At 36.4% G+C, this 24,914-nt stretch carries 18 protein-coding genes; 11 read left to right on the top strand and 7 right to left on the bottom strand.

The window, feature by feature from the left end:
- Positions 1-79: 79 nt before the first annotated feature.
- Both CLV62_RS03780 and CLV62_RS03775 read right to left on the bottom strand, forming a co-directional pair.
- Positions 80-1,594 (bottom strand): GH3 auxin-responsive promoter family protein, encoded by a 1,515-nt coding sequence (locus CLV62_RS03780; RefSeq protein ID WP_110309460.1) that lies wholly within the window; start codon positions 1,592-1,594, stop codon positions 80-82.
- Positions 1,591-2,292, bottom strand: a complete 702-nt coding sequence (locus tag CLV62_RS03775) for a Crp/Fnr family transcriptional regulator (protein ID WP_110309459.1) — start codon at positions 2,290-2,292, stop codon at positions 1,591-1,593. The genes CLV62_RS03780 and CLV62_RS03775 overlap by 4 nt, the downstream gene beginning before the upstream one ends.
- 373 nt (positions 2,293-2,665) lie before the next feature.
- On the opposite strand from CLV62_RS03775, the gene tig reads away from it, so the two are divergent.
- From tig to metH, 11 genes are all read left to right on the top strand, one after another.
- Positions 2,666-4,039 (top strand): trigger factor, encoded by a 1,374-nt coding sequence (tig, locus tag CLV62_RS03770; RefSeq protein ID WP_110309458.1) that lies wholly within the window; start codon positions 2,666-2,668, stop codon positions 4,037-4,039.
- 320 nt (positions 4,040-4,359) lie between these two features.
- Positions 4,360-5,025: an ATP-dependent Clp endopeptidase proteolytic subunit ClpP gene (gene clpP / locus CLV62_RS03765; protein WP_050711304.1), complete on the top strand. Its 666-nt coding sequence runs from the start codon at positions 4,360-4,362 to the stop codon at positions 5,023-5,025.
- 133 nt (positions 5,026-5,158) lie between these two features.
- The gene (clpX, locus tag CLV62_RS03760) at positions 5,159-6,403 is read left to right on the top strand and encodes an ATP-dependent Clp protease ATP-binding subunit ClpX (RefSeq protein WP_110309457.1); all 1,245 of its coding nucleotides are present in this window, start codon (positions 5,159-5,161) and stop codon (positions 6,401-6,403) included.
- 237 nt (positions 6,404-6,640) lie between these two features.
- On the top strand, positions 6,641-8,827 hold the full coding sequence (gene recQ / locus CLV62_RS03755) for a DNA helicase RecQ (RefSeq protein ID WP_110309456.1): 2,187 nt from the start codon (positions 6,641-6,643) through the stop codon (positions 8,825-8,827).
- 85 nt (positions 8,828-8,912) lie between these two features.
- Positions 8,913-9,374, top strand: coding sequence for a pantetheine-phosphate adenylyltransferase (gene coaD, locus CLV62_RS03750; RefSeq protein WP_110309455.1), 462 nt, complete (start codon positions 8,913-8,915; stop codon positions 9,372-9,374).
- A 180-nt stretch (positions 9,375-9,554) separates the two neighbouring features.
- Complete coding sequence (locus CLV62_RS03745; protein WP_110309454.1) at positions 9,555-11,147, top strand: S41 family peptidase; 1,593 nt, start codon at positions 9,555-9,557, stop codon at positions 11,145-11,147.
- 38 nt (positions 11,148-11,185) lie between these two features.
- Complete coding sequence (locus CLV62_RS03740; RefSeq protein WP_110309453.1) at positions 11,186-11,623, top strand: hypothetical protein; 438 nt, start codon at positions 11,186-11,188, stop codon at positions 11,621-11,623.
- 134 nt (positions 11,624-11,757) lie between these two features.
- A complete protein-coding gene (gene smpB, locus CLV62_RS03735) occupies positions 11,758-12,210 on the top strand; it encodes an SsrA-binding protein (RefSeq protein WP_110309452.1) in 453 nt (150 codons plus the stop codon).
- Between the two features lie 6 nt (positions 12,211-12,216).
- Entirely contained in the window at positions 12,217-13,596 is a 1,380-nt protein-coding gene (locus CLV62_RS03730; RefSeq protein ID WP_110309451.1) for a DUF3329 domain-containing protein, read from the top strand.
- Positions 13,597-13,928: 332 nt separating this feature from the next.
- Positions 13,929-15,326, top strand: coding sequence for a DUF3329 domain-containing protein (locus CLV62_RS03725; RefSeq protein WP_110309450.1), 1,398 nt, complete (start codon positions 13,929-13,931; stop codon positions 15,324-15,326).
- A 32-nt stretch (positions 15,327-15,358) separates the two neighbouring features.
- Positions 15,359-19,051, top strand: a complete 3,693-nt coding sequence (metH, locus tag CLV62_RS03720; RefSeq protein ID WP_110309449.1) for a methionine synthase — start codon at positions 15,359-15,361, stop codon at positions 19,049-19,051.
- Between the two features lie 145 nt (positions 19,052-19,196).
- Here metH and CLV62_RS03715 read toward each other — a convergent pair whose 3' ends face one another.
- The 5 genes from CLV62_RS03715 to murC form a co-directional block, all read right to left on the bottom strand.
- The gene (locus CLV62_RS03715) at positions 19,197-19,646 is read right to left on the bottom strand and encodes a GatB/YqeY domain-containing protein (RefSeq protein WP_110309448.1); all 450 of its coding nucleotides are present in this window, start codon (positions 19,644-19,646) and stop codon (positions 19,197-19,199) included.
- Between the two features lie 29 nt (positions 19,647-19,675).
- On the bottom strand, positions 19,676-20,968 hold the full coding sequence (ftsZ, locus tag CLV62_RS03710; RefSeq protein WP_110309447.1) for a cell division protein FtsZ: 1,293 nt from the start codon (positions 20,966-20,968) through the stop codon (positions 19,676-19,678).
- 118 nt (positions 20,969-21,086) lie between these two features.
- Positions 21,087-22,499 (bottom strand): cell division protein FtsA, encoded by a 1,413-nt coding sequence (gene ftsA / locus CLV62_RS03705; RefSeq protein ID WP_110309446.1) that lies wholly within the window; start codon positions 22,497-22,499, stop codon positions 21,087-21,089.
- Between the two features lie 245 nt (positions 22,500-22,744).
- Entirely contained in the window at positions 22,745-23,479 is a 735-nt protein-coding gene (locus tag CLV62_RS03700; protein WP_110309445.1) for a cell division protein FtsQ/DivIB, read from the bottom strand.
- Between the two features lie 55 nt (positions 23,480-23,534).
- Entirely contained in the window at positions 23,535-24,911 is a 1,377-nt protein-coding gene (gene murC, locus CLV62_RS03695) for a UDP-N-acetylmuramate--L-alanine ligase (RefSeq protein WP_110309444.1), read from the bottom strand.
- Positions 24,912-24,914: the final 3 nt, after the last annotated feature.

Raw genomic sequence — 24,914 nt, 5'->3', positions numbered from 1 at the left:
TTTTAGATTTTGAAAATAAAGTTTTTTTTTTAAGTTATTTTGAGATACTTACCTTTTTAGGTTTCCCTCGAAAACAACCCTAAGCACCACTCATCTCCAAGAATATCAACATATTATCTACATAATCTCTATTATTCGATAACCTAGGAACTTTATTCTGTCCGCCTGCTTTTCCTTTATATTTTAGCCAATTATAGAAACTGTCTTTAGGTAAAACACGAATTACCGGATCTTGAAGTGATAAATTATGGGATCTTTTTGCCTCATAATCCGAATTTGCCTTCTTTAAAGCATTATCCAAAGTTACTCTAAATAAATGGATATCCGCAGGTTCTACATCGAATTCGATTAACCACTCGTGCGCTCCTGCCGAATTGTCCCCAAAATAAATTGGAGCCGCCGTATACTCTACAATATGAGCGCCTGTAACAGCGCATGCCTCACTCAAAGCACTCTCCGCATTATCAATAATAACCTCTTCACCAAAAGCATTGATAAAGTGTTTGGTACGACCTGTTATTTTAAATAGATAAGGAGTTGTAGATGTAAATTCGATAGTATCTCCAATCATATATCGCCAAAGACCTCCATTTGTAGTGATCAGGACAGCATAATTCTGACCTATTTCAACTTCTTCAAGCGTCAGAGTCGTTGGATTATCAGAATCCCACTCACTCATGGGAACAAACTCGTAATATATGTTATTGTCGAGCATCAAAAGCATATCCTTTGAATCACCCGAATACTGTGAACCAAAAAAACCTTCGGATGCGTTATAAGTCTCCCAATAAATCATCGAATCTTTATTTATAAGCTTCCGATACTGATCTTCGAAAGGGGTAAAACTAACTCCTCCATGAAAAAACACTTCCAGATTAGGCCATAAGTCGGTCAATTCACGACCTGTATCCACTGTAATCTTTTTCAAAAGAACCAATAACCAAGAAGGAACTCCCATAAAGGCTCTCACATCTTTTCTTATAGCATAATCGGTTAACTCCTGCAATTTTGACTCCCAATCGGGAATAAGAGATATTCTTTCGGGAGTCCTGCTATACTTTGCCCAGAATTTTAAGTTCTTAATGAGTATTGCCGAAATATCTCCGGTAAAAATTCCATCTCCAATATTATTAACCTGCTTACTGCCTCCTAATACAAGAGTCTTCCCTAAGAAAAACTTAGCCTGGGGATTACTATGTGCATATAATGCAAGCATTTGTTGCCCACATTTGTAATGACCTTGTATTAGAGATTCTTGGGTTACAGGAATATATTTACTCTTATCGTTTGTAGTTCCCGATGACATGGCAAACCATTTCACAGGTTTATTCCAAAGTACATCTTGCCGCTTATCTATCAGAATTTTTTCGAGATAGGGTTTCAAATCCTCGTAATGAAAAACAGGAACCGATTTTCTGAAATCGTCTTTGTTTTTAATAGACGCAAAATCATACTGGACTCCAATATAAGTATTGGTTCCAGATTTGATAAGATAGTTAAGTATTTTTTCTTGTGTAAGAATTGGGTTATTTATAAACTGCTCAACCTCTCTGTACTTAAAATCCAAATATTTATGTACTAAAGATGAGATCATCCTATTTTACTAATTTTTCGCAGTCTATCTTCGTCCATTATTTTTATTTTTCGCCCATCCAAAGCAATAATATGCTCATCTACAAATGTAGACAATGTTCGGATCGCGTTTGAAGTAGTCATATTTGACAGGTTAGCTAAATCTTCTCTCGACAGGTAGATGCTGATAGTAGCACCATCTTCTTCCAAACCATAATTTTCCAGCAAGAAAACCAATGACTCGGCAAGCCTCCCACGAATATGCTTCTGAGTAAGACTAACTACCCGTTCGTCAGCAATACCAAGATCGGTAGATAATTCTGTAATAAAATACATTGCCAACTTGGTGTTTACCATAACTAGCTGCTCTATAAGTACCATAGGAATAAGACAAACCGTAGAAGCCTCGAAAGCTGAAGCATTTGTCACATAAGGTTCTTTAGCAAAGTAAGCCCGGTATCCAAAATTCTGGACAGGGCGTATCATTCGGATAATCTGGCTACGTCCGCCAACCCCGTTCTTAAAGATTTTAACCTTCCCTTTTAAGAGACACATCAAATCTTTGGGAACCTCTTCTTCACAATAAATGATTTCATTTTTTTTGAGGTGAAGAATCTTCGCTGCATCTTTTACGAGTTCACGTTCATTTTCCTCCAGAAGAGCCCACATGTCAGGGATGCTAGCTTCAAAGCTGATTACATCTCCCTTATCTTTTATCATATAACGCCATTTTTACTAGGTATCTGATATATAAGACACCGAATATAGGAGCAAATATAAATATTATTTATTCATTATCTGAGTTTTCGAGGTGATAAAAAAATGATATAAAAATTACAATAATATATTCGCCCTTAAAATCGAAGGTCAAATAGCATCAACAATAATTTAATATTCAACAAATTAATCATATTAACTCGGGAATTGATCATAACTAAAATGAAAAAGAGAAATAAATTTGAATATTGGAATAATATAAACTATTTTTGTGCCACTAAAAAAATTATCTTTATTCTGAGTCAGAAGCGATATAGCTGGATTTAGTAGATCGACCGAATTAATTACATAACAATATATAAAATACAAGCGAAAGATGGATACATCTCTTATAAACGTAGATAGCGTAAATGCTATACTTAAGGTAGACGTAAAGAAAGCTGATTATCAAGGAAAAGTCGATGAGGCTATCAAAACTTTTCGCAAAAAGGCGAATGTACCGGGATTCCGTCCGGGAACTGTACCAGTAGGTATGGTTAAAAAAATGCACGGAAAATCGATCCTTGCCGAAGAGGTGAACAAATTAGTTGGTGAAGGAATCTACAATTACATACAAGAAAACAAACTTAATATATTAGGTGAACCTCTTCCTAACGAAGAAAAACAACAACCTGTTGATTTTTCTAAAGAAGAAGATTTCGAGTTTTTCTTTGATATTGCTCTTGCTCCTGAAGTTAAATTGGCTTTGAGCAAAAAAGACAAAATCACTTATTACAAAATAGCAGTAGGACAAGATTTAGTTGACAAACAAATCGCTTCTTACAAAGCAAACTACGGTAAATACGAAACTGTCGAAGAGGGCGCTAAACCAACTGACCTTCTTAAAGGTGAAGTAGTAGAGCTAGAAGGTGGCAAACCTAAAGACGGTGGTATCCGCGTAGAAGGAGCTGTTTTGATGCCTTCTTATATGAAAGACGAAGAAGAGCAAGCTAAATTTGCAGATGTAAAGAAAGGTGCAACTATCGTTTTCAACCCAGGTAAAGCTTACGAAGGAAACGAAACTGAAATAGCTTCGTTCTTACATATCGAAAAAGATGCAGTAGAATCTATTGCTGCTGAATTTTCATTCACTGTAAACGAAATTACTCGTTACAAAGAGGCTGATTTGGATCAAGCATTATTCGACAAAGTATTTGGAGAAGGAACTGTTACAACTGAGGCTGATTTTATCGCTAAAGTAAAAGAAACTCTTCAAACACAATTAGCTCCAGATAGCGACTACAAATTCTTATTGGATGCACGTGTATTACTTGAAGAAAAAGCAGGTAATCTTGAATTCCCAGATGCATTCCTAAAAAGATGGTTAATGGCAACAGGTGCTGACAGAACTGCAGAATCTCTAGAGGCCGATTACCCTAAAATCATCGAAGATCTTAAATTCCATTTAATCAAAGAACAATTAGTGAAAGAAAACGATCTTAAGATCGAAGAAGCTGATGTTCGTGCTGTAGCTCTACAAGCAGCTCGTGTACAATTTGCTCAATACGGAATGATGGGTATGCCTGATGATGTTCTTGCAAATTATGCAAACGAAATGCTTAAGAACAAAGAAACTTCTCGCAACTTGGTTGACAAAGCAATGGAAGAAAAAATCGTTGCATGTCTTAAATCTATCCTTGGAGTAGAAGAGAAAGAAATGAGTCTTGACGAATTCAAAAAATTCTTCGAAGGAGAAGCTAACGCTGAATAAAGACCCCTATTCATAATATTGCAATAAAAAAATAAGGTCTATACGAAGAGACCTTTGCCTCTAATCTTAAGAAAGACAAAGTTTTTATTTGTTGGTTTCCAATAATTATTTATAACTTTGTTTTAGACTAAGCTCCAATGGCAAAGGTCTCTTTTTTATTTGCTGCACAACAAGGTCTAAGACCTGTTTATTGCTTCAACAGGTTATTAAGTTATAATCTAAATAACATACAAAATAGTTACTGTAACTTACGACATTAAAAGTTAGGCATAAAATTTGCAGTCTCCTAGATGAATTAATAATTAAAGATATAAACAACTATGAATGATTTTAGAAAATACGCAACCAAGCATATTGGTTTGAACGGATTGGCTCTCGATCAATACATGGATATAACCAGCAGCTATATTTCACCAACCATCATTGAAGAACGTCAACTTAATGTTGCGCAAATGGACGTGTTCTCACGTTTAATGATGGACCGTATCATTTTCCTTGGTACCGGTATCGACGATTATACTGCCAATGTTATTCAGGCACAATTACTTTATTTAGATTCTGCCGATTCGGGTAAAGATATTTCTATCTATATCAATTCACCGGGAGGATCAGTATATGCCGGATATGGAATATACGACACTATGCAATTTATCAGTAGCGATGTATCTACAATTTGTACAGGTATGGCAGCTTCTATGGCAGCAGTACTGTTGGTTGCAGGACAAAAAGGCAAACGTTTCGGCTTGAAACACTCACGTACCATGATACACCAACCTCTAGGTGGTGCACAAGGGCAAGCTTCTGATATAGAGATTACTGCTCGTGAGATTGCTAAAGTAAAACAAGAACTATATGCTATTATAGCAGATCACTCCGGACAAACTATCGAAAAGGTTGCTCAGGATTCGGATCGTGATTATTGGATGAATTCTACTGAAGCTAAAGACTACGGTATGATTGACGAAATATTAGTTCGAACAAAATAATGCATACATATCATTGTTAATGACTTAATAATTGGCTGCTTAATTTTTTAGGCAGTCAATTATTCGTTTGTAGACATTCGCAATAGATAATAAATACATTTCAAAAACAGGTCTGTGACCTTAAATAAAAAATATGGCTAAAAAAGGAACAAACGATACCTGTAGCTTCTGTGGACGACCAGATAGCGATGTCAATTTATTAATTGCAGGAATATCAGCTCATATCTGCGACAAATGCGTAGATCAGGCATATCTTATAGTGAAAGATTCTCTAAAATCAGACAAGGGCTTTGGAGGTTTACTTGACAGAAAGACATTGCCAAATCCAAAACAAATAAAAGAATTCTTGGATCAATATATTATTGGACAAGATGATGCTAAACGCTACCTCTCGGTTTCGGTATATAATCACTACAAAAGATTATTACAGGAAGTCGGCGAAGATGATATTGAGATCGAAAAATCTAATATTATCATGGTAGGACCTACCGGAACGGGTAAAACGATGCTGGCACGTACAATCGCAAAACTATTACATGTACCATTCGCAATAGTGGATGCTACTGTATTGACCGAAGCGGGATATGTAGGGGAAGATATCGAAAGTATATTGACCCGTCTTTTGCAAGCTGCCGACTACGATGTTGCTGCTGCAGAACGTGGTATCGTATTTATTGACGAAATAGATAAGATAGCCCGTAAAGGAGATAACCCTTCTATCACTCGTGATGTAAGCGGCGAAGGTGTACAACAAGGTTTATTGAAATTATTGGAAGGTTCTATAGTGAATGTTCCACCTCAGGGAGGACGTAAACATCCTGACCAAAAGATGATAGCCGTAAATACGAAAAATATACTTTTCGTATGTGGAGGTGCTTTTGATGGTATCGAGCGTAAGATAGCACAACGTCTGAATACTCGTGTTGTAGGATATTCTTCTGCTCTGAAAAATGCAGACATTGACAGGAAAGAATTATTGAAATATATAACTCCTCAGGATTTAAAATCTTTTGGATTAATTCCTGAAATTATTGGTCGTCTGCCTATTCTTACTTATTTGAATGCGTTGGATCATTCGGCTTTAAGAAGAATTCTGACCGAGCCTAAAAACTCAATTATCAAACAATACCTGAAATTGTTTACAATGGATGATGTGGAATTGACCTTTGACGAAGATGTATATGATTACATAGTGGACAAAGCCGTTGAGTATAAATTGGGAGCCAGAGGGCTTCGTTCAATAGTAGAAACAGTGATGATGGAAGCCATGTTTACCATCCCATCGAGCAAAGAAAAGAGCTTGCATATAACAAAAGACTATGCTATAAAGCAATTGGAAAGCTCGAATCTGGACAGGCTGAAAAATTCTTATGAATAAATCTCATTTTTCTATTAAAAAAAAATCTTTTTCTATTGTATTTTTGACTTAAGAAGTTATCTTCGTATGATATAAGTGAACAAAAGTATTTAATGATATACTTTCAAATCAAAACAGGCTCTGGTTGATATACTACCAAAGCAATAAAGAGGTCTTAGACCTTCATTACATTTTCAAAAATAACGAGTGTAGGTTATGCCTATTTTTGATATTCCATTTATGCGATTTAATTAAACTATGTCAAAACGAGAAGATCTATTAATTGAAAATCTGAAAAAACATTTTGGATTTGATAAATTCAAGGGTAACCAGGAGGCTATCATTCAGAATGTTTTGGCGGAAAAAGATACTTTTGTTTTGATGCCGACAGGAGGTGGCAAATCTCTTTGCTATCAGCTTCCTGCAATATTGATGGAGGGTACAGCTATTATTATATCCCCATTGATTGCATTGATGAAAAATCAGGTCGATGCCATGCGCAACTTCAGCGAAGAAGATGGGATAGCTCACTTTTTGAACTCATCGTTAAACAAGGCTTCCATTGAATTGGTAAAAGCTGACGTAGTATCGGGCAAAACAAAATTATTATATGTAGCTCCCGAGTCTTTAACGAAAGAAGAAAACATCGATTTTTTGCGACATATCAAGGTGTCGTTTTATGCGATAGACGAAGCACACTGTATCTCGGAATGGGGACACGATTTCAGACCCGAATACAGACGTATCAAACCCATTATTATGGAGATCGGGCAACGTCCGCTTGTAGCCTTAACCGCTACAGCAACACCTAAAGTACAGCACGACATCCAGAAGAGTCTGGGTATGTTGGATGCAAAAATTTACAAATCATCTTTTAATCGCGAAAACCTTTATTACGAAGTTCGACCCAAAACAGAGAAAGTAGATCGGGACATTATCCGTTATATTAAATCTCAGGCTGGAAAATCAGGTATCGTATATTGTTTAAGCAGAAAGAAAGTAGAAGAATTCGCAGAAATTCTTCGTGCCAATAATATAAATGCGCTTGCATATCATGCAGGGTTAGATGCCTCTACACGCGGAGAGAATCAAGACTCGTTCTTAATGGAAAAAGTGGATGTAATTGTAGCCACTATTGCTTTTGGAATGGGAATTGACAAACCCGATGTCAGGTATGTGATCCATTATGATATGCCCAAAAGTCTCGAAGGATATTATCAGGAGACAGGACGTGCAGGACGTGACGGAGGCGAAGGGCAATGTGTTGCATTCTATTCTTATAAAGATTTGCAAAAACTCGAAAAGTTTATGCAAGGAAAACCTGTAGCCGAACAGGAAATAGGCAAGCAACTTCTTCTTGAAACTGCAGCTTATGCTGAGACAGCGATGTGTCGTAGAATAGTTCTATTACATTATTTCGGAGAAAAATATAATCAACATAATTGTGGTAATTGTGACAATTGTATAAACCCTAAAAAACAAGTGGAAGCTCAAGATTTATTATTAACAGCGATAGAAGCTGTGCTAGCATTAAAAGAAAAATTTAAGACCGAGTATGTGATTAATTTCCTTAGAGGGAAAGAAACATCTGAGATTGAAACCTACGGACATCAAGAGTTAGAGGCATTTGGATCTGGCGAAGAGACAAACGACGAAACTTGGAATGCCGTTATAAAACAGGGGTTAATTGCGGGTTATCTGGACAAGGATATTGAAAACTACGGTTTACTGAAAGTTACCAAAAAAGGAAAAGACTTTTTAAAGAAACCAGTTTCATTCAAAATTGCTCAAGAAGAGGATTTTGATGATGAAAATGATGATGAGGTAGTTATCAAAGGCGGTGGCGGAAGTTCGGCTGTCGATCCTGTACTATTCTCGATAATGAAAGACCTTCGTAAGAAGATGTCTAAAAAGCTGAATGTTCCTCCTTACGTAATATTTCAAGATCCTTCATTGGAATCGATGGCTACCATCTATCCTACAAGTATCGACGAATTACAAAATATACCGGGTGTGGGAGCAGGTAAAGCTAAAAGATACGGTGCTGAATTTGTTGAAATCATCAAAAAGCACGTAGAAGAAAACGAAATTGAACGCCCTGAAGATTTACGTGTTAGAACAGTAGCAAATAAATCGAAGCTAAAAGTAGCGATAGTTCAAAGTATCGACCGTAAGGTTGCACTCGATGACCTTGCTGAATCAAAAGGTATAGAATTTCCAGAATTATTGGTAGAACTTGAAGCGATTGTTTACTCGGGTACCAAAATAAATATCGATTATTTCTTGAATGAAGTGATAGACGAAGATCATATGGCAGACATCTTTGACTACTTTCAGGAAGCCGAATCGGATGATCTTGAAGATGCAATTAATGAACTAGGCATGTTTACAGAAGAAGAAATTCGTCTGGTAAGAATCAAGTTCATTTCCGATATGGCAAATTAATTGCAGTTAACAGCCATCAGTTAACAGTTCACAAGACTAGCTCTTGCATCTTGTTTATTTGTCAACTCGTTTACTAAAAGAATAAATGAAGAGAGCTATTTTTCCGGGTACATTCGACCCATTTACAATTGGTCATGCATCACTGGTTCGAAGAGGATTAAACGTGGTTGATGAGATTGTTATCTCAATTGGAATTAACGATAGTAAAAGAAGTTATTTTTCCTTGGAGCAACGAATCAAAATGATAGAAAAATTGTATGCGGATGAGCCTCGTGTTTCGGTAGGTTCGTACGATTCCCTGACTGTTGATTTTGCAAACAAGGTAGATGCAAAATTTATTATCCGAGGAATAAGATCCGTTAATGATTTTGAATACGAGAAAACTATTGCTGACATGAATCGCAATATCTCGGGTATCGAAACATTGGTACTCTTTACTGAGCCTGAGCTTACTCATATTAGCTCAACAATCGTTCGGGAACTTTTGCGTTACAAACACGATGTCAGTAAATTTATACCGGATGGAATTGATATTAATACAGACTAAGACCATTAAATTGGAATAAAATAAAACTATCCAAAGAGTCAAGTAAGAGCCTTTGCTTGACTCTTTTCTATAAAATAAGGTCACAGACCTTTTATTACTTTAGAACTATAACTATTATAACCTGTTATAATTCTAAGATATATCACTTAATACTTTTATTTACTTAAAAGAGAACGCAGTATGAAAAAGACACTGTTATTGATAATAACCTGTACATTTATTTTTGTTAATACGATTTCGGCACAATACGCGATGAGTCAGGGGACTAAGAAATTAGCCACGACTATGACTTTAATAGAGAGAATGTATGTTGATACTGTTGATGACGAAAAGTTAGCAGAAGATGCAATCGTAGCCATACTAAAGGAACTCGATCCTCATTCCTCTTATCTAAGTGCTGAAACTGTAGCCGATATGAATGAACCGTTGGAAGGTAATTTCGATGGAATAGGTATATCATTTAACATGATCTCAGACACGCTCTATGTGATAGAAACAATAGCCGACGGCCCTTCGGAGCGCGTAGGCTTACTACCGGGCGATCGTATCATAGCAGTGAACGATACAGCCATTGCAGGCGTTAATATGAATACACGTGATATTATGAAGCGGCTGAAAGGACCAAAAGGAACTAAGGTGAATATAAAAGTGCTTCGCCGAGGTGTCCAAAAACCAATAAGTTTTCAGATAGTACGTGCAAAAATTCCTATTTATAGTCTGGATGCAGCCTATATGATTGATGATAAGACGGGATACATTCGTTTGAGCCGTTTTGGGGCTACAACAGTTGCCGAATTTAAAGAAGCCTTAATTAAGCTTTCAGCTCAGGGATTACAGAATCTAATTCTGGACTTAGAAGGTAATGGCGGTGGCTATTTAAATGCTGCGACAGAACTTGCTGATGAATTCTTAGATAAAGATAAACTTATTGTTTATATGGAAGGTACTCATCAAGCCAGAACCAGTGACTCAACAACAGATAGAGGTTTGTTTGAGAAAGGTAAATTAGTAATTCTGGTTGATGAAGGTTCGGCTTCGGCTAGCGAGATCGTATCGGGAGCAGTTCAGGATTGGGATAGAGGTTTAATTGTGGGCAGACGTACATTTGGAAAAGGTCTTGTTCAAAGACAGTTTCCCCTACCCGATGGATCTATGATTCGTTTGACAGTAGCACGTTATTACACACCTACCGGACGTTCTATTCAGAAGCCATATACACATGGAGATCAGGATTCGTACAATAAAGATCTGATTGACAGATACAACAGAGGTGAAATGATGAATGCGGACAGCATCCATTTCCCTGATTCTTTGAAATATAAAACACTCGTAAACGAGCGTACCGTATATGGTGGTGGAGGTATCATGCCCGACTATTTTGTACCAATAGATACTGCTGAGTATACAGAATACAGCGGGCGCATAAATGCAATGGGTATCATCTATCGACTGTCATTACAAACAGTGGACTCTAATAGAAAAGAGCTTCTGAAGAAATATCCGACTATCGAGAAATTCAAAAAAGAATATGAGGTATCGGATGAATTACTTTCCAAAATGGTAAAGATGGCAACCGATGATAAGATAGAATATAAAGAAGATCAGTATCTGAGATCTAAAGAGCAATTTAAGCGCAGAATAAAAGCCTTAATGGCAAGAGATCTATTCAACACTGAGGGATATTTCAAAATTATCAATGATGAAAGTGAAATCTTCAAAAAGGGTCTTGAAATTATAAACAGTGATACTGAATACAATAAATTACTTCAATAAGAAGTATCAAGAAAGAAAAGAATAAACATCAATAGATTATGACAGCAAGAAAAGTGTATAAAGAAATTTCAAAAGCTCTAACTGATGCAATTAACAGTTTGAACGAAGAGTATGCAGGTAGTTCTTTAACTGATATATTTCTTGTTGTCGATAAAGATAGTGGCAGCCTATCAGTTTTTGATGACGAAGAAAACTTATTGTCTCAAATCATAGTGGAGGCATGGGCTTCAGAAGATGACGACCAAATTATTGCCCGCCAATTAAGAGAGGTTGTGGAGCAATTCGACATGGATAATAAGTTTGACTCTCTTGATGTGTTTAAGCCATTCTCTATTAATATTGCTGATGAAAATCTAGTGGTTCAGGAGGAATTATTGGTTATTGAGGATGATTCAATTATCCGAATCGAAAATGATTTCCTAAGCCGTATCGACAAAGAATTCGACGATTTTTTAGATAAACTGCTGAAAGAATAAGATTACTCCTTATTCCCGCACAGCTACTCCAAGATAGATTAAAGTCTCAGACTTTTTTATTACTTTGGCTAGTGTAATAATCGCAGATGGTTATGGCTCAAATGTAGCAATAAATAGATGAATTTACTTATAGGATGAAACAATTAAATATTAATATAAAGAATAAACGAGCAACTTTCGACTATGAGTTACTCGATACATACACTGCCGGAATAGTATTAACCGGAACCGAAATTAAATCAATCAGATTAGGAAAAGCCAGTCTGGTTGATACTTTTTGTATATTCGAGAAAGATGCCCTCTGGGTAAGGAACATGAATATTACTGAATATTTCTACGGTTCATACAATAACCACGTAGCTCGCAGAGACCGTAAACTTCTACTCAATAAAAAAGAACTAAAAAAAATTCAGAGATCTGTTAAAGAAACAGGCTATACAATTGTTCCTACACGCCTATTTCTTAACGACAGGGGATTGGCAAAATTAAATATTGCAATTGCACGAGGTAAAAAGCAATATGACAAACGACAAACTCTAAAAGAAAAAGACGATAAAAGAATGATGGATAGAATAATGAAAAAGTAACGTGGAATGAATTATAATAAAAAAAGAATAACGGAAGATAATACTAATAAGATTATTCTGGGATTATCTCTTCTTATTTTTTTCATCTTAGTTTTTTTACTAAATCGATTATATCCCATCCATTCCGATGATTGGATGTACTCATTTATATTCAATGAAACTCCTCCCAAACGAATTGAGAGCGTGCTCGATATATTTGTATCACAATACAATCATTATCTGTATTGGGGCGGACGAAATGTAGTTCATTTCATCGATCAGCTTTTGTTATTGCTGAATCCTATTATCAGAGAGATACTTAATAGTATAGCTTATGTTCTTTTCGCATTCATAATATACAGAATAGCCAATAACGGAAGACCAACTAACCCCTATTTATTTTTACTTATCAATTTATTGCTCTGGTTATTAACACCGGTATTTCCTCAAACAGTTATTTGGATTACAGGCAGTAGCAATTATTTATGGGGCACCTTAATCATCGTTGCATTTCTATCATACTATTATAGCTTTTATTTAAACGAAAAAAAGGATAAAGGCGTTCTTAGAAACATTCTGTTTTTAATTTTTGGAGTTGTTGCAGGATGGACAAATGAAAACTCCGCCATTGCACTTATTTTTATTCTATTCAATATACTTCTGTATTTTAAGATAAGAAAGATTAAAATTCCTTTATGGGCTACCTATGGCTTTATTGGAGTTTGCATAGGTTGCATCATTATGTTGTTAGCACCCGGTAATTTCATCAGGTCAAAAGATACTCATGCAGCGTTTAATCTGACTGACAAACCATTTATGGATGTATTGCAGTACAAAGCCCGAAATATATATTGGATATACAAATATGTCAATTCAATAGGTATTCTTATCGTAATATATGCATGCTTCACGTTTCTCTTTTTCTGTCAGAATAAGGATAGCAGGAATTACAAAGCGTGGTTTGGCTCATTATTGTTTTTCACAGCAGCTCATGTCTCGGCTTTTGCAATGATTGGCTCGCCTATATTTCCACTTCGTGCAACATTCTGCCTGTCAAGTTTTATGATCATATCAATATCTATACTCTATGCAAATATCAGTTTGAGTAATCTGACTCTTAAAATCGGAAATATTTTGATATTGATCGGAGGAACTGTTATCTTCGCATTTACTTATTCGGTGAGATACCAAGTATTATCTTCTCTTTCCGATAGATATCAAGTAAGAGAGTTATACATAGAAGACCAAAAAAAGATAGGTAATAAGGATATTGTATTGAAAGAATATCCAATTGTACTCCCTCCTGAATTTGATTTTGAAGATATCTCGGATAATCCGAAATCTTGGCGAAATACGATGTGCTCCGACTATTATAAATTAAATTCTATAAAACGGACAAATCCGTAAACAGCACTAACACCTCGCAATGGAAAAAAATTATAGACAAATCACCTGTCGTTATCAGATAATAGATACGTTTCATTCGGTAGAAGGAGCAACAAAATCTATTTTGAATACATTTTTTTGTTTCTAGAGGTCTTATTCTTCTGCTGAATATTACCTCTCCATTGTATGCTGAAGCTTTGGGATATACTTTTATCACTAAATTTGGGTTAATTCGAGAAATAACAAATAAATAATTACTATCAGACTAAGACTTGGCATTAGAATTAAAACCGGCCATGTCAGCACACTAAGTAATAAACTCATGAATAATTTTATTTTTAATCATCTGGATTATGTACAAATACACACAAGATATGATTACCCTTTATCAAAAAATAGAGAATAAATTATCTGAAAAGAAAGTCGTCTTTTCGATTTTCGGCATTCTTATTTTATCTTTTTTCTCCCTTATACTTTTGCTGAATATTTTATATCCGATATACGGTGATGACTGGCGCTACTCATTTATTGGAGGGACAGACGTCACAGAAAGGGTAACAAGTTTTTCTGACATTCTACAATCTCAATATTGCCATTATTTTGGGCATGGAGGTCGATCCGTCGTACATGTACTGGCTGAATCATTATTGCTTATAAATGGTTATTGGATGGATATTCTGAACAGCATCGCTTATATTATTTTCACATATGTTATCTATAAAATAGCCAATTTGAATAATAAGATTAATATGTCTCTATACTTTTTTATTAATATATTAATCTGGTTCTATCAACCCTCATTTGGGCAAACTTTTTTGTGGATAACAGGTAGTGCTAATTACCTCTGGGGTACTCTTATTATTATCTCTTTTCTTTATTTTTATTGCCGTGCTTTTATATCAGAACAAAGTGAAAATTCTATATCTAAAGATATTCTATTCTTTCTTGCTGGAATAATTGCGGGTTGGACAAATGAAAATACTGTGATTGGCATGATATTTATTATTTTCAGCCTCATTATTTATCTCAAAATAAAAAAGATAAAAACGCCAAGATGGATGATTTACGGAGTAATCGGCGTTCTTATTGGATTTATAATTATGATTATAGCTCCGGGAAATTATATAAGATATGATTCAGCCACTATAGATAATACTCTCATAAAAGAATCTAAAATCATTTATTATTTTACACGAACATTACCAGTCATAGGAGAGTTCTATAAGATAATACTACCTTTAGTATTAATATACTTGCTAATACTAGCAACATATATACACTTTGAGAAGAATTGGAATCAAAAGATCGTATTTTTATCATTCATACTCTGTATTGCCGGAATTATTGCAGACTTAGCAATGATTGCCTCTCCTGAGTTTGAACTTCGAGTTTTATTTGGAGCAATTACATTCTATATAATTGCCATTGGATTACTATATGCCAATATAAAGATAAACTCGATGTATCTATTCACGATAAAGAGTATTCTTATTATTTACTCTATTATTAATTTTGTTCCGCTATATACAAAAGGTTATAAGGATGTAAATAATTTTAGTAGAATAATGAAGGAGAGAGAAGTGATTATAGACAAACAAATAAATAAATCCGATTTTGAATTTGTTTCTGATGAAAGGTTCGTTCCTAAGACCAAATTTACAATGCTGTATGATATGTCACCCGATCCAAACGCTTGGGACAATTTCTGCTATAGTAGATATCATAACATCAAATCTATTAAAGTAAAATAGAATAGAATACTAAATAAAAAAGAATACTAATAATGCTACAGATTAAAGATATACTAAAAGACAGAATACTTATATTAGATGGTGCCATGGGTACCATGATACAACGATATACCCTTACTGAAGAAGATTTTCGTGGAGACAGATTCAAGAATTCCACGAATCTACTGAAAGGTAATAACGATTTACTGTGTCTTACACGTCCTGATATAATTGAAGCTATCCACTGCGAATACTTAGAAGCAGGAGCAGATATTATAGAGACTAACTCGTTTAATGCAAACTCTATTTCGATGGACGACTATAATATGTCGGACTTGGTTAAAGAAATGAATATTGCAGCAGCTCGTCTTGCACGTAAGGCAGCAGATGAATATACAAAACGTACACCTAATAAACCTCGCTTTGTAGCAGGATCAATAGGTCCTACTAATAAGACTGCATCTATGAGTCCTAAAGTAGAGAATCCTATCTACCGTGCTGTGACTTTTGACGATTTGCATCAAGTATACAAAGAGCAAATAGAAGGTTTGATTGATGGTGGAGTTGATCTGCTTTTAATAGAAACTATATTTGATACACTGAATGCTAAAGCAGCTCTTTTTGCGGCAGCAGAAGTTCGCAGAGAACGAAATATAGAGATACCGATCATGATTTCGGTAACGTTATCAGACAAAGGCGGGCGTACTCTTTCGGGGCAAACAACCGGTGCATTTCTTGCATCTGTCAGCCATATCGATTTCCTTTCAATAGGTCTTAACTGCTCATTCGGAGCATCTGACATGAAACCTTTCCTTAAGGAATTGGGCAGACTTGCACCTACATATGTATCGGCATATCCTAATGCAGGTTTGCCAAATCAATTTGGAGAGTATGACGAGACTCCCGAAATTATGGCTAAACAGATCAAAGAATATGTAGATGAAGGTCTTGTTAATATTCTTGGTGGATGTTGTGGTACTACCCCAGATCACATAGCACAATACGTAAGCTTAGTTGAAGGAGCAACTCCTCATAAACCTGCTGAAAAGCCTAAATACATGTGGCTTTCTGGTTTAGAGCTATTAGAAGCTAAACCAGAAATTAACTTTATAAATGTTGGTGAGCGTTGTAATGTAGCCGGTTCTCGTAAGTTTCTTCGACTTATTAAAGAAGAAAAATACGAAGAAGCGCTAACCATTGCCCACAGACAAGTAGAAGATGGTGCTCAGATTCTTGATGTAAACATGGACGAAGGTCTATTGGATGGAGTCAAAGAAATGACCACTTTCCTTAATCTTGTAGCATCCGATCCCGATGTATCACGTATTCCAGTAATGGTCGATTCATCTAAATGGGAAGTACTTGAAGCGGGTCTTAAATGTCTGCAAGGTAAAGCTGTTGTAAACTCAATCTCGCTGAAAGGTGGAGAGGAAGAGTTTCTTCGTCAAGCACGTTTGGTTAACCAATACGGAGCAGCCGTAATTATTATGGCATTTGATGAAACAGGACAAGCTGACAGATTCGAAAGACGTATCGAAATATGTGAGCGTGCTTATAAGTTACTTGTAAATGACGGATTTAATCCGATGAATATAATCTTCGACCCCAATATATTAGCCATAGCTACGGGGATTGAAGAACATAGAGGGTATGCAGTTGATTTTCTTAAGACCATTGAATGGATAAAAGCAAATCTACCTCATGCTAAAATAAGTGGAGGTGTTAGTAACCTTTCGTTCTCGTTCCGCGGGAATGATTATATACGGGAAGCTATGCACTCGGTATTCCTTTACTATGCCATCCAAAAGGGTATGGATATGGGTATTGTGAATCCGGGGCAGTCGGTTATATATGATGACATCCCCACAGACCTTAGAAACCTCATAGAAGACGTTATCTTCAACAGAAGGGAAGAAGCTACCGATGAGCTTATTGATTACGCTGAGCGTATCAAGAATGAGAAATCGAACCAGCCTGAGCAAAGAGTAGAAGAATGGCGCAGCTATGCCCTAGATCAGCGTTTAGAATATGCTCTGATTAAAGGTATCAGCGACTTTATGGAAGAAGACTTAGAAGAAGCTCTAAGAGTATATCCAAAAGCTGTAGACATCATTGACAAGCCTCTTATGTCAGGTATGAACAAAGTAGGAGATCTGTTCGGATCTGGAAAAATGTTTTTACCACAGGTTGTAAAAACCGCACGTACAATGAAACGTGCTGTAGCCATACTTGAACCTACACTCGAGGCTCAAAAAGATTCTAAGTCGGTTTCTAACAGTGCCGGTAAACTTGTTATCGCAACCGTGAAAGGCGATGTTCACGATATCGGTAAAAATATCGTAGCTATCATTCTTGCATGTAACAACTATGAAGTTATCGACCTTGGAGTAATGGTTCCACCGGAAGTAATTATCCAAAAAGTAATAGAAGAGCAACCAGATATACTATGTCTTAGCGGACTTATTACTCCATCCCTCGAAGAAATGAGTATTGTTGCTCATGAGATGGAAAAAGCTGGATTTACAATTCCTCTTATGATTGGGGGTGCTACGACTTCTAAACTGCATACAGCAATAAAAATTGATCCTAAATATAACAACGGTTCGGTAGTATATGTGAAGGATGCTTCGCAAGCTCCATCGGCTGTTGCTAAACTTATCAACCCAGCCTCTAAAGAATCTTTTATCCAAGAGATAAGAGACGAGTATCAGGATCTGAGAGATTCAATGGTGACAAAAAAAGTAGAACTTGTTCCACTTGATGAAGCTATAAAGAATTCATTCAAAATTGATTGGGCAAATTACACACCATCTACTCCAAACAACTTAGGACGTCATATAATTCCTCATATTCCAATAGAGGAGATTCTTCCATATATCGATTGGAAGTTCTTCTTCCATTCTTGGAATCTTTCGGCACGTTATCACACTGTACAACATCTAGATGGCTGTCCTAGTTGCAATACTGAATGGCTGAACACTTTCCCAGAGAAAGAAAGAGAGAAAGCTCAAGAGGGTATGAGTTTATATCGTGATGCCAAGAAAATGTTAGATCAGCTAATCTTCTCAAAGGCTGAGTACATCAAAGCTGTATATGCCATTCATGAAGCTTATGTAGATAATGAATGCATCTATATCAATGATATTTGCTTCCCGATGTTGCGTCAACAAAAGAAGAACGACAAAGGGGTGTATCTTTCTCTTTGTGATTTTGTTCTACCAAAAAACAGTGGCAAAAAGGATTATGTAGCAGGATTTACTGCAACAGCAGGTGTAGGTTCTAACGAATTGCTAAGTCAATACGAACATCAAGGAGATGAGTACAATGTATTGTTATTAAAATCATTACTCGACCGTTTGGCTGAAGCCACAACTGAATACCTTCATGCTAAAATTAGAAAAGAATTCTGGGGATTTGCTCCGGATGAAGATATCACAATAGATCAGATGTTTACTCTTAAATATCAAGGGATCCGCCCGGCAGTAGGCTACCCTTCTATACCCGATCAGTCTATCAACTTCCTATTGAATACCGATCTTTTACAATCGACAGAAATAGGTGTTGAACTAACTGAAAACGGTGTTATGCTACCTAATGCTTCGGTGAGTGGATTAATCTTTGCTCATCCACAATCCAGATATTTCAGTATCGGACAGATTTCAGAAGAGCAAGCTGAGAATTATATCCAACGCAGAGGAGAGAAAGCTGAGCTAACCAGAAAGTTCTTAGCTGCCAATATGATGTAGGTCTCAGACCTTTTTATTGCTTTGTTAAGGTAAAACTGTATCCGTTAGGTATAACTAAAAAGGTACAATAATAACAAAGAAGCCGATGAAAATAATTTTCATCGGCTTCTTTGTTATTATAAGAATTAAAAGGTCTGATAACCTCTTATGATAGTAGTTTCTTTACAGTATCAGAAATTGCTTTTCCAGGAGCTAATCCTGCTAATTGTTTTGTAGCAGCGCCCATTACTTTACCCATATCGGCTGCACTTGTTGCTCCGACAGAAGCTATAATCTCTTTCAATTTAACTTCAAGTTCTTGTTCTGTGAGTTGCTTTGGTAAATAGTGCTCTAGTACAGCTATTTCTTCCAATTCTTTCTCAGCTAGCTCAGGACGATCTTGCGACTTGTAGATATCTGCACTGTCTCTTCTTTGCTTTACCATTTTTTGAAGAATCTTCACAGCAACTTCGTCCGACAATTCGCCATCGCTATCTTTAGCTGTTTTTGCTTCAATAAACTCTTTTTTCGCTCCGCGTAATGCTTCTAATTTGATCTTATCTTTAGCACGCATTGCATCTTTAATATCTTCACTTACTCTATCAAACAAGTCCATATATGGTTGTATTTTTAAGGCCTCAGACCTTAGTTAAATAAATCTGTTGGCTTTTTAGTTTCGGGCTTATAGTCGTTCGGATTGAAATCTTCTCCTCTTTTAAATACAGGAGTGTTTTCCAATGCTTCAACTATCTTATCATCATCCAGTTCTTCGGTCGATAATATAATAGGACGTGGAGTAAAGAATGATTTAACATCCATAGTTTTAACTCCGTCTTTCCCGTAATGCTGCTCAATCATTGTATTGATACGGCGTTTCTCTTCTTCTTCTTTGATGAAACGTTCCTCTTCCAAGCGTTGCTCTTCTTCGGTCATTTCTCTCAGATGATCTCCTATACCCGGTATGCTCGACATTCCAAAACCTGTTGCCAGCAAAGTAATTTTAACCTTACCACCTAAGCTTTCTTCTGTTGCTGTACCCCAGATAACTTCAATCTCTGGACCAAAGCGTTTCATGAATTCAGATACAGATTCCATTTCTTCAACAATAAGTGGAGTTTCTGCTCCTGCATAAATGTTGAATAGTATCTTTTTTGCTTTAAATACATCATTGTTATTCAACAATGGTGAATGTAATGCGTTTCTGATAGCTTCTTCTACTCTGTTTTCACCTTCGCCCATACCACTACTCATGATGGCTACACCACCATCTTTAAGGATGGTTTTAACATCGGCAAAGTCGAGATTTATATGTCCGTGTACAGTTATAATCTCAGCAATACCTTTTGCTGCAATAGCTAAAGTATCATCAGCTTTGGCAAATGCATTCGGAATCGTAAGATCCGAATATATATCTATCAAACGCTCATTGTTGATTACCAATAAGGCATCTACATTCTGAGCAATATCTTCAACACCTCTAAGGGCTTGGATTATCTTTTTACGACCTTCAAACACAAAAGGTATTGTAACAATACCAACGGTCAAAATATTCATATCTTTTGCAATACGGGCTACAACAGGAGCTGCACCGGTTCCGGTTCCCCCCCCCATACCTGCCGTAATAAATACCATTTTGGTACCATCAGCCAGAAGTTCTTGTATGTCTTGGCGACTTTCTTCGGCAGCAGATTTTGCTACCTCGGGGCGGTTACCTGCTCCCAGACCTTCGGTTGTACGTCGACCAAGTTGTACACGGGTTTCAACGGGAGATTCATGCAATGCCTGATTGTCTGTATTACAGAGAGCAAACGATACGTCATGTATTCCCTCATTATACATATGATTCACGGCATTTCCACCACCACCACCTACACCAATTACTTTGATGATAGTCTGGGTTTTTCGCGGAAACTGAAATTCTAATATCTCGTCATTCATATAGCGTATCTTCTTTATTTATCACGTTTGTAAGGTTGCAGACCTTGTATTGCTTTTCTAGGTCTAATACCCCTAATTAGCTATTAATTCGAATGGAGGACTAAAAGTTGCAGATTAATTAATCTTCATCTTTAAACATAGTTCCACCTAAGTTCTGTATTTTACCGAAGAAATCAAAAAGACCGGGTGATTTTTTATCTTTCACCTTTTTTCCTTTTCTCGATCTTTCTTCGTACTCCGGCTCTTCGTCTTCGTATTCTTCGTCATCATCATTATCCACAGGTGGTTGTTCATGATGTGCTGATGAATTTTGATTTCTTTCTGTGGCTTCGGAATAACTACCACTTTGTGCTGAATCTAATGGACGTGGACGGTTGATATAATCAACTTTAGGAGCTTCTACTTTTTCGCAGTTTTCATTTGCAAATAACAATAGTCCTAAACATTGAGCATATGCAGGATTTTGCAACAAATCGGCTGCGTTATTAATATACAATCGTTTTGCTGCTCCTTTTTTAACTGGCATCTGTGCTTTTTCTTCTAAAAACTCAGGTAACCCTGTCAATTGAGAAGCACCTCCCACTATTATTATACCGGCATCTAATTTGCCTGCATAACCCGATTCTTTTATCTGATTAAGGATGTTTAAAATAATCTCTTCTTCACGAAGTTGGATTACTTTATTCATCTCCTTTACGTCAACTTCTGAATTAGAAGAAGATGTTGCTTGTTTATTTTTATCCTTGCCTACTCTACCGTATTTTATTTTATACGATTCGGCAGCTGTGTCTATAAAACCTAGTTCTTTTACATCTTTAGAAATGGTGCGACCTCCAAATGGTATCACTGCCATATAGCGAAGAAGACCTTCCTTATATATTGATAGTGTAGTTGTACCTGCACCAAAGTCGATAAGGGCACAGCCTGCTTGCTTATCAGTCTCATCCAGAACGATAGCTCCGGCTGCAACGGGTCCAACAATAAATCCGGCAATGTCTAACTGATTCTTTTCAGTAATACATTTTATCAGGTTACTCTTGATATTAGGACGACCTACTATAAGACGATAACGCCCTTCTACAAGAGTTGCAGTTTTACCAATAGGGTCATCCTCGGGATGTCCATCCAAAAATATTTCGGGTGCAACAACACTATAATTTGTCAAAAAATCAGGTTTATTCTGACGAGCTTGTTGTTCCATTTGGTCTATAACCGCAAATGAAACTTCCGACTCATCTATAAGATCTTTTGTTAAAGTATATTCTATTGCACGCAAAGATTTCCCGGCAACTGACACGTATATTTTTCCTATTTTACGACCCGACTTGTTTTCCAACAAGTTTACCAACTTCTTTATTTTTCCTGCCGCTTCATCTATATTGTAAACCACTCCGTGCTTTACACAATTATCAGATGGGATAGATTCTGATGCGAGAATAGATATTACTCCCTGCTCATTTTTCCGTCCTAACAATCCTACAATTTTCGAAGTCCCTAAGTCGATACCGACAATAAAACCTGATTGTTCCATATCTTCTTTCCTATTAAGGTCTAAGACCTATTATATCATTTCCACAAGCAAAACAATTCTAGTTTGTTTACTTAGATAGATCTCTAAACTCTTTTATTTACTTATATACATACTAAACGCTCTTTTCACAAAAATATTGAAACTCACAGAGCTTTTTATTGCTTCGGTAAACATAATAACAACAAGCTATTATGATTCCGGACCATGTGATAAATACTTTTTGGACACTTAGTATTATCTTACATTCAACGCTTTGTGCCTACAACTTGTTTGTCGTATTTCAAATTTATTTTTGTATACCTGTTCCAGCCCGTACCGGGTAAGGCTTCGGTATAGAATTTTTTCAATCGATCTAGCTTAGCATCAACATCTTCCAGCTTTCCCATCAGTACTTCGTGATTCCCTATTCGGGTTATCAGGACAACTTCATTCGGGGACTGCACCACAATTTGTTCGATCTGAGCATTCCAAAATTCGTTCTTAGACAAAAATAGTGCAAATTTATATAAATCTGTCTTTGCAAACTCATCTTTTATTTCTCCGGTTGCAATTGGCAGGTATGCTGTATTGTGAATAGAGAGAGGCATTTTCTCCCCGTCTTTATCAATATAGTAACTTTGCCCACCTGCTGGCATAACCCTCAGAATGGGGATTCGCTCAATAATTACAGCTCTGATACCACCTCCGCTAGTTAAGAAAACCTCGGCAGACTTGATTAATTTATTAGATAACAAAGCCTCTTGTATAGCCAAAGTATTAACTTCTTTTAGCTGCTTTCCATAAGGATTTAACCCTCGTGAGTCTATATCTTTTTCTAAGTCGGCAACATTTATAAAGCGGTCAGTATCTTCATTGTTTACCACAATCTCAAATTGGTTGCATATCTTATCTTGTGGCTTTTTCTCGAAAAAGAAAGCCGCAAAAATCAGGTAACCACCCAATAAACACAATCCGATAATAACTAATATTTTTTTTACCATTCATTTTAGTTTACAAGTTAACAGGTAAACAAGTAAACGAGACTTGTCTACTCGCCTATCGGTTAACTCTGTTACTAATAATTTCTTTTATTTCGGGTAACAATTGATCTATGTCTCCGGCTCCTATTGTCAAAAGCACCTCAATATCGTCCTTTTTCTCCAGTAAATCTAATAGCTCTTCTTTTTTGCACAACGTTTTTTTGCAGGAAACTTTATCAAAAATAACTTTTGAGGTTATTCCTTCAATCGGTTTTTCGCGGGCAGGATATATATCCAAAAGAATCAACTCATCCAAGAGAGAGAGACTTCTGGCAAACTCATCTACAAAATCCCGGGTTCGTGTATATAAGTGCGGTTGAAAAACTCCCAACACTTTTTTATCCGGATATAATTCTTTGACAGAAGATATACTTGCCGAAAGTTCATCGGGGTGATGAGCATAGTCATCTATCATTACCAGATCATCGGATTTTAGGAGAAAGTCAAAACGACGTTTTGCTCCTTGAAAGGTAGCCATCGCACGGCGTAATTCTTCATCCGTCGCTCCGTTTAACCAAGCCAGAGCCATAGAACCGATTCCGTTCTCGATATTAATTCTAACAGGAACTCCCAATTCTATATTTTTGACAGTGCTTTTAGGTGTCACAAAATCGAAACGAATAGTACCTCCACCTACTTTTATATTTGTAGCATGAAAATCACCTCTATCAATAGAGTATGTATATAGTCTGACTCCTTCGACTAGTTTAGGAGACAGTTTAATATTGTGTTTCATCACTAAAGCCCCTCCGGGTTGGATCAGGCTTGTGAATTTTTCAAAGCTTTTCAAATATTCGGCTTCCGTTCCGTATATATCCAAGTGATCGGGATCAACTGAAGTTATCAGAGCCATATAAGGATGCAGCCAATGGAAAGAACGATCGTACTCGTCAGCTTCTACTACTGTAAATTCACTGGTATCGGACAACATCAGATTACTTCCGTAATTTTTAAGTATTCCTCCCAGAAAAGCATTGCAATCGAGATGAGAACCTTTCAGAATATGAGCAAGCATACTTGAAGTAGTTGTCTTGCCATGAGTACCCGCACAACATAAAGCTTTACTGCTTTTAGTTATCAAGCCTAAAACCTGAGCTCGTTTTTTAAGATCGAAATTGTTTTGTTGGAAATATTGTAACTCAGCACTATCACTCGGCAGAGCTGGAGTATAAACAACTAAAGTTGAATCTTTATCTGTAAAATCAGTAGGAATATTATTTGTATTATCATCGTAATGAATACTTGCACCTTCCTGCACAAGAGTCTGAGTCAGCAAAGTCTCGGTTTTGTCATACCCTGCAACTTTCTTTCCTTTCGAAAGAAAATAGCGAGCCAGGTTACTCATACCAATACCACCTATCCCTAAAAAATATACTGACTTTATATTTTCCATAAT

Origin of the sequence: Indolivaga alginatilytica, from assembly GCF_003201355.1 — a bacterium.
In the GTDB taxonomy this organism is placed as follows: Bacteria; Bacteroidota; Bacteroidia; order Bacteroidales; family Dysgonomonadaceae; genus Dysgonomonas_A; species Dysgonomonas_A alginatilytica.
This window is presented reverse-complemented; position numbering and strand designations above follow the sequence as displayed.